Annotated in this window: 11 protein-coding genes and 1 other annotated feature; all 11 genes read left to right on the top strand. The window is 31.8% G+C overall.

Annotation, left to right across the window (positions count from 1 at the left end; genetic code table 11):
- Window positions 1-286 precede the first annotated feature (286 nt).
- Entirely contained in the window at window positions 287-1,060 is a 774-nt protein-coding gene (locus L1S49_RS21100; RefSeq protein ID WP_343074166.1) for a DeoR/GlpR family DNA-binding transcription regulator, read from the top strand.
- Between the two features lie 17 nt (window positions 1,061-1,077).
- A complete protein-coding gene (pfkB, locus tag L1S49_RS21095) occupies window positions 1,078-2,016 on the top strand; it encodes a 1-phosphofructokinase (RefSeq protein WP_238907297.1) in 939 nt (312 codons plus the stop codon).
- Window positions 2,017-2,019: 3 nt separating this feature from the next.
- Entirely contained in the window at window positions 2,020-2,463 is a 444-nt protein-coding gene (locus L1S49_RS21090) for a PTS sugar transporter subunit IIA (RefSeq protein WP_238907296.1), read from the top strand.
- 30 nt (window positions 2,464-2,493) lie between these two features.
- On the top strand, window positions 2,494-3,858 hold the full coding sequence (locus tag L1S49_RS21085) for a fructose-specific PTS transporter subunit EIIC (protein WP_238907295.1): 1,365 nt from the start codon (window positions 2,494-2,496) through the stop codon (window positions 3,856-3,858).
- Between the two features lie 109 nt (window positions 3,859-3,967).
- The gene (locus tag L1S49_RS21080) at window positions 3,968-4,540 is read left to right on the top strand and encodes a nitroreductase (RefSeq protein WP_238907294.1); all 573 of its coding nucleotides are present in this window, start codon (window positions 3,968-3,970) and stop codon (window positions 4,538-4,540) included.
- Between the two features lie 56 nt (window positions 4,541-4,596).
- Window positions 4,597-4,813, top strand: a binding site (T-box leader).
- Window positions 4,814-5,018: 205 nt separating this feature from the next.
- Entirely contained in the window at window positions 5,019-6,302 is a 1,284-nt protein-coding gene (gene aspS / locus L1S49_RS21075) for an aspartate--tRNA(Asn) ligase (protein WP_238907293.1), read from the top strand.
- 161 nt (window positions 6,303-6,463) lie between these two features.
- On the top strand, window positions 6,464-6,619 hold the full coding sequence (locus L1S49_RS21070) for a zinc-ribbon domain-containing protein (protein ID WP_073022141.1): 156 nt from the start codon (window positions 6,464-6,466) through the stop codon (window positions 6,617-6,619).
- A gap of 172 nt (window positions 6,620-6,791) precedes the next feature.
- Window positions 6,792-7,925: a zinc-dependent alcohol dehydrogenase gene (locus tag L1S49_RS21065; protein WP_238907292.1), complete on the top strand. Its 1,134-nt coding sequence runs from the start codon at window positions 6,792-6,794 to the stop codon at window positions 7,923-7,925.
- Window positions 7,926-8,192: 267 nt separating this feature from the next.
- Entirely contained in the window at window positions 8,193-10,289 is a 2,097-nt protein-coding gene (gene fusA, locus L1S49_RS21060) for an elongation factor G (RefSeq protein ID WP_238907291.1), read from the top strand.
- Between the two features lie 178 nt (window positions 10,290-10,467).
- Window positions 10,468-10,704 (top strand): hypothetical protein, encoded by a 237-nt coding sequence (locus L1S49_RS21055; protein WP_073022147.1) that lies wholly within the window; start codon window positions 10,468-10,470, stop codon window positions 10,702-10,704.
- 119 nt (window positions 10,705-10,823) lie between these two features.
- Window positions 10,824-11,771: an ROK family protein gene (locus L1S49_RS21050; protein ID WP_073022149.1), complete on the top strand. Its 948-nt coding sequence runs from the start codon at window positions 10,824-10,826 to the stop codon at window positions 11,769-11,771.
- The last annotated feature ends 24 nt before the right edge of the window (window positions 11,772-11,795 follow it).

Here is an 11,795-nt window from a genome sequence, read left to right as displayed (position 1 = left end):
ATAGGTTGGAGGTTCGAGCCCTCTTCGCGGAGCCAATTTGATTATTACACTAGGATTTTTCCTAGTGTTTTTTTGTTTTTAATCTAATATAATTAATATAGTATACTAAAAACATTCATTTGAATGTTTTATTTTATATAAGAAAAGTATAAGATGTCAATTTATTCGTTTGTGCTCATTTGTGAATAAATATGATTATTTTTGTTGACAAGTTTAAATTGTTAATATAAAATGAGATTAAGCAATCAAACAAATGCAAAAATGAGCAAATATTTTAAGATAAGGTGTGAAATATATCATGTTTGCGCAACAAAGACAACAAATCATTTCTGAAATTTTAAAAGAAAAGAGCAGTATAAAGGTAAATGAAATATCATTAATGCTCAATGTATCAGAGTCAACCATAAGAAGAGATTTGCAGGAGATGGAAGAAAAGAATCTTCTTACGAGAACACATGGGGGAGCTGTAGGATTAGATAATAAAACAAATTATGAACCTTCATTTCAAGATAAGAAAGACGAAAGAATTGATCAGAAAAAAAAGATAGCAGAAACTGCAAGTGAATTCATTCAAGATGGAGATACAATAATAATGGATTCTGGGACAACTACTTTAGAGTTAGCAAAAAGAATTAAAGCTAAAAACTTGACTATAATAACTAATTCTATTGATATTGCATCAGAACTATCTAGTAATAAAGATATAGAAATAATAGTAACAGGTGGATCATTAAGAGTTAATACAAGAGCAATGGTTGGTAACATGGCAGAAGCTGTACTTCGAAACTTTAGAGTAGATAAAGTTTTTTTAGGGGCTAACGGTATATCTATAGAAGAGGGAATAACTACTCCTAACTATGCAGAGGCTCAAACTAAAAAAATTATGATGAATCATGCTAAAAAAGTTATAGTAATGGCAGATAGTAGCAAATTCGAAAACGTTTCGTTTTCAGTTATATGTCCAGTTAAAGCTGTAAGTATGATAATAACTAGTGATGATATTGATAAAAGAATAATTGAGGAATATGAAGAAGTTGGAGTAGAAATAATAACAACTTAGATATAGGAGGTGATTTGATGGTAATAACTGTGACGCTTAATCCAGCAATAGATAAAACACTAATTGTAGATGGCTTTCAGTTGGGATCTGTAAATAGAACTATGGATGTGAGACATGATATTGGAGGAAAAGGTGTTAACGTTTCTAAGGTTCTAAAAAATTTAGGAATAGATTCCTTAGCAATAGGTTTTTTAGGCGGAGTATTTAGAAAATCTTTTGAATCTGAATTAGATAAAAGGAATATAACTCATAGATTTGTGAAGATAAAAAATGATACTAGAACCAATATGAAGATAGTGGATAATATTAATAAAACTTATACTGATATAAATGAAGCTGGTCCTCAGATATCTACAGAAGAGCTGAATGAATTTATAGATATATATAAAGAAGTTTGCAAAGAAGGGGATATAGTTGTTCTATCAGGTGGAGTACCTCGAGGTGTATCAAAAGATATATATAAAGTTTTGACAGGAATTGCAAAGGAAAAAGGAGCTTTAGTAATTATTGATGCTGAAGGGGAACTTTTGGAAGAAGGAATGAAAGAAAAACCTTTTGCCATAAAGCCAAATGATCATGAATTGTCAATTATGTTCAATGAGGATTTAAAGGATGAAAAAAGTATATTAGAAAAAGCTTTGCTGGTAAAAAATAATATGAAAATATCTAATATACTAGTATCTATGGGATCCAGGGGAGCGTTATATATAACTGATAAAGGGAAATACATAGCTGAGGGATTAAAAGTACCTGTAAAAAGCACTGTAGGTGCAGGGGACTCCATGGTTGCAGCTTTAGTGTATTCTATGGTAAAAAAATTAGATGACGAAAATACATTAGGTTTTGCTCAAGCTTGTGGAGCAGCTACAGTTACTTTAGAAGGTACGGAGGCATGTAGCAAAAAACAAGTTGAAGAATTACTACCAAAATCAATGGAACTTATAAGGAGGATATAACATATGGAAATAAAAGATATGTTTTCTAAAGAAAGAGTTTGCTTACAATTAGGAGCTGAAAATAAATTAGAAGCAATAGATGAATTAATAGATATATTACTTAAAGATGGCAAGATTAACGACAAAGAGACATTTAGAAAAGCAGTACTAAAAAGAGAGGAGGAGTTTTCTACAGGAATAGGAATGGGAATAGCTATACCACATGGTAAAAGCGATTCAGTAAATGAGGCTGCTATAGTTTTTGGTAAAAGTGATCAGGGAATAGATTATGGTTCAATGGATGATAAGCCTGCACACTTATTTTTCTTAATAGCAGTACCACAAGATAGTAACGACATACACTTAAGAGCATTAAGTCAAATATCAAGAAAATTAATGCATGAAAATGTAAGAAACGCAATCATGAATTCAAGTAATTTTGAAGAATTTATAAAAGTATTTGAGTAAAATATTAAAATTTATTATGGGGGTATTATTATGAAAATAGTAGCAATAACATCCTGTCCAACAGGAATAGCCCATACATACATGGCTGCCGAGGCATTAGAAATGGCAGCTAAAGAAATGGGGCATCAAATTAAGGTTGAAACTCAAGGTTCTGTAGGTGCTGAAAACGTATTAACAGAAAAAGACATTGCTGAAGCAAACTGTGTTATCATAGCAGCAGACACTAACGTATCTAAAGATAGATTTGTTGGAAAAGCATTAGTAGAAGTGGCGGTTTCAGAAGCAATAAAGGATGCTAAAGGACTTATTGAAAAAGCTAAAGGTGCTAAGGTTTTAAAAGCTGAAGTATCTGAAGAAGCAAATAAGGAGAAAAAAGAAGGTTCTTCACAAAAGAAAGGTGTATATAAACATCTTATGACTGGTGTATCATACATGATTCCTTTTGTTGTTGCAGGTGGTATATTAATAGCATTAGGATTTGCATTTGGCGGAATCTATGTTTATGAAAATGTAGGTTCATTTGGAGAAGTAATATTCTCAACAGGTAAAGCAGCATTCGCATTCATGGTACCTGTACTTGCTGGATTTATAGCATACTCAATAGCAGATAGACCTGGTATAGTACCTGGATTTGTAGGTGGAGCTTTAGCTAATACCATAGGTGCTGGATTCTTAGGAGCATTACTTGCTGGATTTATAGCTGGTTATGTTGTTATAGGAATTAGAAAATATATCAAATTACCAAAATCTATGGATGGATTAATGCCAGTACTAATTATCCCAGTATTATCAACTTTTATAATCGCAATCATAATGACATTTGTTTTAGGTGGTCCTGTTAAGGCAATTAACGATGCAATGAATTCTGGATTAGTTAGTTTAAGCGGAAGTAGTAAAGTTCTTTTAGGTTTAATCTTAGGAATAATGATGGCCGCAGATATGGGTGGTCCTATAAATAAAGCTGCATACGTATTTGGAACAGCAACTTTAGCTAATGGAAGTTCTTCAGCTATAATGGCAGCGGTTATGGTAGCTGGTATGGTACCTCCTTTAGGAATAGCATTGGCAACAGTTATGTCAAAGAAAAAATTTACTGTTGAAGAAAGAGAAGCTGGAAAAGCTAACTGGGTAATGGGATTAGCATTCATAACAGAAGGAGCTATACCATTTGCAGCAGCTGACCCTGTAAGAGTAATACCTTCACTTATGGCTGGATCAGGAGTAGCAGGAGCACTTTCAATGTTATTTAATGTTACATTAGCAGTTCCTCATGGTGGAGCATTCGTATTAGCTTTACCAAACGTAGTAACTGGGCTTGGAATGTATTTAATAGCTATGGTAGTAGGAACTGTAGTAAGTGGAGTTCTTCTATCAGCACTTAAAAAAGAAGTATAGAATATAAATACAAGGAAGTTATAGCTAAACTATCAAATAGTTTGCTATAACTTCTTTTTTATTCTATAATTTAATTAAGAATTGTTATCAATTACTAGGAGTGATGACTATGGAATTAAAAGAGGCGATAATTAATAGAAGATCCATAGGCAATGTTGAGAATAAAGAGGTTCCTAAAGAAATAATTGAAGAAATAATAGAGTCTGCAAAGTGGGCACCTACAAGATTCTTAACACAACCTTGGAGATTTTTTGTTATAACAAAGGATGGGAGACAATCTTTATCTAAAGTAATTGAAGAGATTGCAATTGATTTAGGTACAGATCCAAATACAGAAGAAGGAAAAAAGAGATTAGAGTTAGAACGAAATAAACCATTTAGAGCACCAGTTATTATAGCTATTGCAGCAGAAGTAAGTGAAAAGGAAAGAGTAATAAGGCTTGAGGAACTTGGAGCGGTATATGCTGGAATACAAAATATGTTGCTTACAGCTCATTCATTAGGAATAGCTGCATATTGGAAGACTGGTAAGGAGTGTTATCACCCTAAGATGAAAGAGTTTTTTTATCTTAAGGAAAAAGATGAAGTATTAGCATTTATATATTTAGGTTACTCTGAGAGTACTAAAAATGCAGCACCAAGAATATCAACAAAAGAATTAACTACATGGATTGAATATTAAGACATTTAATAGTATTGACTTTCTTTTGGGTTTAGGAATATAATATATAAAATATTATAAATTCTATGAAGAGGATAGTAACTAATTAGGATTCTTATAGAGAGCGAAGGATGGTGAAAGCTTCGCAGAAAAATTTTTAGTGAAAGACACCTTAGAGAAATTTATTTGAAATTTAGTAGGATAAATCGGTTGCTACCGTTAAAAGGCTTAAAGATAATCTTTTTATATATTAGATTAAATAAGGATGGCACCGTGGGTAAACTCACTCCTGTTATGGAGTGAGTTTTTTGTTTTTATTTATATATTTTAAGGTTAATTAGGATGGTACCGTGAAGTATAGCTTTGCTCCTAAATGGAGTGAAGCTTTTTTTATTATTTGAGAGTTAGTTTTTTATTCAAATGTCCGAACATTCGAACATTAGAATGTTCGGACATTTGAAAAATTAAATAAAAGTTTTTAAAATGAAAGGAGTCAATTATGAAAAGAATAATGATTAGTAGGCTAGAAGGGTCTATAGGAGAAAAAATATTTATACAAGGTTGGGTTCACAGAGTTAGAATTTTAAAAAACATTTCCTTTGTAATAGTAAGAGATAGAAGTGGAATGGTTCAATGTGTGGTTGACAAAGATATAGATTTAAATAATTTAACAAATGAATCTGTAGTAGAGATAACTGGAGTAGCTAAAGAAGGAAAAAACTCTTTAAATAATTTTGAAGTAATAGTTGAAGACGTTAATGTTATAAATAAAGTAGAAGAAATACTTCCTATAGAAGTAAATAAAAATTCTTTAGATATTTCTTTAGAAACATTATTAAATAATAGAGTTCTAAGTCTTAGAAATGAAAAAAATAATGCAATATTTAAAGTTCAGCATATATTGTTGCAGGGGTTTAGAGAGTTTTTATCAAAAGAAGATTTTACAGAAATATTTTCACCTAAGATTGTAGCTGAGGGTGCTGAAGGAGGAACCTCTGTATTTAAATTAAATTATTTCGGGAAAGAAGCTTATTTATCTCAAAGTCCACAGTTTTATAAGCAGATGATGATAGCAGCAGGATATGAAAGAGTTTTTGAAATTGGCAATTTTTTTAGAGCAGAAGAGCACGATACAAGAAGACATTTAAATCAATTTACAAGTATGGATGTAGAATTGGCATTTATAGAAGATGAAAATTCAATTATGGATCTTGAAGAAAACTTACTAAAATATATGTTTAACAAGTTAATTAATGAAGGAGAAGGATATATTAAGTTATTGAATATTGATGTCCCTCAAATCAATATAATACCAAGAATAGAATTTAAAGAGGCTTTAAAAATATTAAAAGAAAACTATGGAAAGATTATTAATGACATTGATTTAGATTCTGAAGGAGAAGAACTTATAAGCAAATATGCTAAAGAGAAGTTTAATTCAGATTTTATATTCATAACTAATTATTACAGAGAAAAAAGACCTATGTATACAATGCCTAAGGGAAACGAGGGGACTAAATCTTTTGACCTTATATTTAGAGGAATGGAAATAACATCTGGGGGACAAAGAATTGATGATTACTCTATGTTAATAGATAGCTTTACAGCTAAAGGGTTAAATCCTGAAGATTTTAAAAGTTATATTGATATTTTTAAATATGGAGTTCCACCACATGGAGGTTTTGCTATAGGCTTGGAAAGGTTTTTAGCCTTATTGCTAGGATTTAGTAATGTGAGGGAAACAACTCTATTTCCAAGGGATAAGAGCAGACTTGTTCCTTAGAGAATTAGTGACTTTACAAGGAAAATAATCCTTGCATCAAAATAATAAATGTGATATTATAAATGAGTAATAAAAAGTAAAGATATAAGAAGATAATAATTTTCTCCAGTTTTAGAGAATTTGTTAATCACTTATAAATCTTTAAAAATGGAGGAATTGAAATGGCAGATAAAACTATCGTTTGCAGAGATTGCGGAAAAGACTTCGTTTTCACTGAAGGAGAACAAGCTTTTTACAAAGAAAAAGGATTCGACAATGAACCAGTAAGATGCGTTGATTGTAGAAGAGCTAAAAAACAACAAAACAATAGAAGATAATTATTGTAAATGTTGAAGCTATAAGATCTAATCTTATAGCTTTTTTGCGTTTAAAAATATATTTAGATAATAAGATTTATGTTTAATATAAAAATAAAGTATAACTAAATAAATTATAGGCTTTAAACAGATACTACCTAAGAATAAAATAAAATTATTGGAGGAGTTACAGATGAAAGCTATAGTTTATGAAGGTATTAGAGATGTAGAAGTTAAACAAGTAAAAGATCCTACTATTCAAAAATCGGATGATATAATAGTAAAAGTAACTTCTACAGCTATCTGCGGATCAGACTTACATTTAGTTCATGGATTTATACCTAACCTTCCTAAAGGGTTTGTATTAGGACATGAAACCATGGGGATTGTAGAAGAGGTAGGAAAAGATGTAACTAAGGTTAAAAAAGGAGATAGAGTAATAGTTCCATTTCCGGTTTCTTGCGGACATTGTTGGTATTGTGAACATGATTTATGGAGTCAATGTGATAACTCAAATCCAAATGGAGAAGCTGGAGGATTATTGGGATACAGTAATACTTTTGGAGGTTATGATGGAGGGCAAGCGCAATATCTAAGAGTTCCTTATGCAAATGTAGGCCCTACTATAATTCCTGAGGAGTTAACAGATGAACAAGTTTTGTTTTTAACTGATATTTTACCAACATCACTTTGGGGTGTTGATATTGCAGAAGTAAAACCAAATGATACAGTTGTGGTTTTAGGATCTGGGCCAGTAGGCTTATTAGCTCAAAAGTGGGCTATATATAAAGGAGCTAAAAGAGTAATTGCAGTTGATAGAGTAGGATATAGATTAGAGCATGCTAGAAAGTATAATCAAGTTGAAACTATCAATTTTGAAGATTATGATAATACAGGTGAATATATTAAAGAAATAACTGGAGGAGGAGCAGATGCAGTAGTAGATTGTGTTGGGATGGATGGAAAGATGTCTACTATAGAGAAAATAGAAAGTGCATTAAAGCTTCAAGGTGGATCAAAGTCAGCTATTGAAATAGCATCTCAAGCTATTAGAAAAGGTGGAACGGTAGCTTTAGTAGGTGTTTATGGATCTAAGTATAATGCATTTCCGCTAGGAGATTTCTTTTCAAGAAATATAACTCTAAGGATGGGTCAATGTCCAGCACATACATATGTAGATCCTATACTAGAGTTAATTAAAGAAGGTAAATTTGATGCTACTGATATAATAACTCATAGGTTATCAATTGATGAAGGAAAACATGCTTATGGGATATTTGATGCTAAAGAAGACAATTGTATAAAGGTTGTTTTAAAACCTAATTAATATATGGAAGAATACAGTATGAAAATATTGTATTCTTTTTTATTTAAAAATAGAAATAGTTTGAATATTTAGAAAATTAAAAGGAAATATAATAAATATGGAGAATATATAATAATAAAAGCGTTCTATCTATAGAGTTAGGAATAATATTTTAATAGTATTAATATTTTAATATAGATGACTTAGCTGAAACTTTTTTCAGCATCATATAGCCTAAACTTTAAAGAAAGGTGGGTGAATGTTAAGGCGCAGGACCTTAACGCACGTATGAAAGAGTACAAAATTTCCAATTTAAGAAATGTAGGAATAGTTGGACATAGTTCATCAGGAAAGACATCTTTGGTAGAGGCTTTATTATTTACAACAAATACAATAGACAGATTAGGAAAGACAGAGGAAGGAACTACTGTAAGCGACTATGATTTAGAAGAAAGAAAAAGGAGGATATCTTTAAACACAACAATTTTACCTTTAGAATATGAGGATAAAAAAATAAATTTATTAGATACTCCAGGTTACTTCGATTTTGTAGGCGAAATGGTTCAAGGCATGAGAGCAGTAGATGTAGCAACTATAGTAGTATGCGGTGTATCAGGTGTTGCAGTAGGTGATGAAAAAGCGTGGGATTATTGTAATAAAATAAAACTCCCTAGGAGCTTTTTTATAAATAAGCTAGATAGAGAAAACTCTGATTTTGATAGAGTTTTAGAAGACTTAAAAAATAGATTTGGGATAAGTGTTGTACCTATTCAATATCCAATTGGAAAAGAAGATGATTTTCACGGAGTAGTAAATGTTATATCTAGAAAGGCGAGAATATATAGTAAAGGAAATCCTAAAGGGGTTTTCTGTGATATACCACCTGAGCTAGAGGAAAAGATAGATAGCTGTAAACAGGCTATCATGGAAGCTGTTGCAGAGACTGATGAAGAGCTTCTAGATAAATACTTCTCAGAAGGAGAATTATCTGATGAAGAAATATATAAAGGACTAATTAGAGGTTGTGCAAATGGGGATGTGGCGCCTGTTATGTGTGGAAGTTCTACATCAGCTATAGGAATGGATGTATTACTTGAAGATATATGCGAATGTTTCCCATCACCTGAATATGCACTTCCACAAAAGGGAATTGATTTACAAGCCGATGAAGAGGTTTTCATGAACTATGATGAAAATAAGCCTTTTTCTGCATTTATTTTTAAGACAATTGCAGATCCTTTTGTAGGAAAATTATCTCTATTTAAAGTAATTACAGGAAAAGCTAAAAGTGATTTAAATATATATAATTCTAATAAAGATAAAAGTGAGAAGCTAAGTAATTTATATTTCATGAGAGGGAAACAGCAGGTAGTAGCTAAAGAGATTATAGCTGGTGATATAGGTGCAATAGCTAAACTGCAATATAGTGCAACAGGGGATACCCTATGTGAATCTACCTTCAAGATAAAATATGATAAAATAAATTTCCCAGAGCCTGTAATATCTATGTCTATAGTACCAAAGAGTAAAGGTGATGAGGAGAAGATATCATTGTCTTTGGGCAAATTATTAGAAGAAGACCCAACTTTTAAGATAAGTAGAGATATTGAGAATGCAGAAACTATAGTATCTGGGGTAGGAGAAGCACATCTAGAGGTTATAGCTGCAAAGATAAAAAATAAGTTTGGCGTTGATGTATTGCTTCAAGAACCAAAGGTTCCATATAGAGAGGCTATAAAAGGGGTTGCTGATGTTCAAGGAAAACACAAAAAGCAATCTGGTGGACATGGTCAATATGGAGATGTATGGATTAAATTTGAAGCAAGAAATGATGGAGAAGATGAGCTTGAATTTATTGATAAGGTTGTTGGGGGATCTGTACCTAGAAACTTTATACCAGCTGTTGAAAAAGGTTTAAAAGAATGTATTCGTCACGGGGTATTGGCTGGCTATCCAGTTATAGGATTAAAAGCTACCCTTCATGATGGATCTTATCATACAGTAGACTCATCAGAAATGGCATTTAAGATAGCTGCTTCTCAAGCCTATAAGAGAGGTTTAGAGAAAGCTAATCCTATTTTGTTAGAACCTATAATGTCTGTAACCATAAGTATACCAGAGGATTATATGGGAGATATAATAGGAGATATAAACAAGAGAAGAGGAAGAGTGTTAGGAATGGAGCCAGATAAAAAGCTTCAAAGGGTTATAGCAGAAGTACCTATGGCTGAGATGTTTAAGTATGCTACAGATCTTAGAAGTATAACTGGAGCTAGAGGTAGTTTTGAAATGAAGTTTGAGAGATATGAAGAAGTTCCAGCTTCAGAAACCTTAGTTATAATAGATGAAGTTAAAAGAAATAGGGAGCTTAGAAACGAAGCTTAATAATAAGAAATATAGACACCCGTAGGATATAATTTCCTATGGGTGTTTTCTATTAAATAAGGTATATATTTATAATTTCTTGGTTAAATTAATTCTAATAAGAATATAGGGTTATTAAGGGGAATATGCTAAGTAATAGGTGCCTGAAATTAGAGTGGTTCACTAGGAGGGTTCACAGATGTCAGAATATAAAATGGAGATAAAAGGAGAAATAGGATTAAGTGATTATAGTAATATTTATGATTATATAGGAGTTGTAGATACTGCGGATAACTTTACTATAACATTAGATTCATCCCAAACTGAAAACCTAGACATAATATGCTCGATGCTTAAAGATAATAAGTTTAACATATTGTATCAAGGGGAAGATTCACAAGGAAATTATTTTATTAATGCTATAAAAAAGAAGTGAGAATTTGTATATACTTATGTTATAATAAGTATGTTATGTATTGAGAATACTAGTTTTAAGAGAACTAGTATTTTATTAGAGTTTTATTGGGACAAGTTATAAATCTAGGAGGGAAATCTATGAAAAATTATGTAGTAGGTGTTGACTTAGGAGGAACAAAGATCAGCTGTGCCTTATCTGATCTTGAGGGTAGAGTTGTAGCTCAAACTACAATACCAACTTTAGCGCATGAAGGAGATAATCCTGTATTAGGAAGAATAATCAAAACTATAGAGATGGTTTTAGAAGAAGGAAACGTTGCAACTAATGAAGTAGCTGCAATCGGAATAGGATCTCCAGGACCTCTTGATGCAAAAAAAGGAATTATAGTAACTACACCGAATCTTCCATTTAAAAACTTTCAATTAGTACAGCCAATAGAAGAAAAATTTTCTATTCCTACTTATCTAGACAATGATGCTAATGTAGCTGCAATAGCAGAATTTATGTTTGGAGCAGGTAAGGGAACTGAAAATATGGTATATATAACAGTAAGTACAGGTGTTGGTGGAGGAGCTATATTAAATGGTAAAATATATAGAGGAAGCACCACTAATGCATTAGAAGTAGGTCATACTACTGTATTCCCAGGTGGTCCAAGATGTGGATGTGGAAATTTAGGATGTCTAGAAGCTACTTCTTCAGGAACAGCTATAGGTAGACGTGCAAATGAAGCAGTAAACAGTAAAGTAGAAACATCATTAAGAGATTATGAAACTGTTACTTCATATGAAGTATTTAAAGAAGCAGAAAAAGGTGATGCTGTATCTAAGAAGATATTAGATGAAGCATTCAGCTATCTAGGAATTGGTGTAGCTAACATAATAGCAAGCTTTGACCCAGATAAGGTTATAATAGGTGGAGGCGTTTCAAAGGGCGGAGATGTACTATTTAATAAAGTACAAGAAGTTGTAAACGAAAGATGCTTCAAATCAATGGCAGAATATTGTAAGATAGTTCCAGCTGGATTAGGAACAGATGCTGGTGTTTTAGGAGCTGTGGCTCTAGCTATAATGGAAAGTAAATAGATTTTATATAAAGGTAGGGATTGT

Source organism: Clostridium sp. YIM B02506 (assembly GCF_022324845.1).
Taxonomy (GTDB): domain Bacteria; phylum Bacillota; class Clostridia; order Clostridiales; family Clostridiaceae; genus Clostridium_T; species Clostridium_T intestinale.
The sequence above is the reverse complement of the archived record's forward strand: the minus strand, read 5'-3'. Positions and strand labels throughout refer to the sequence as shown.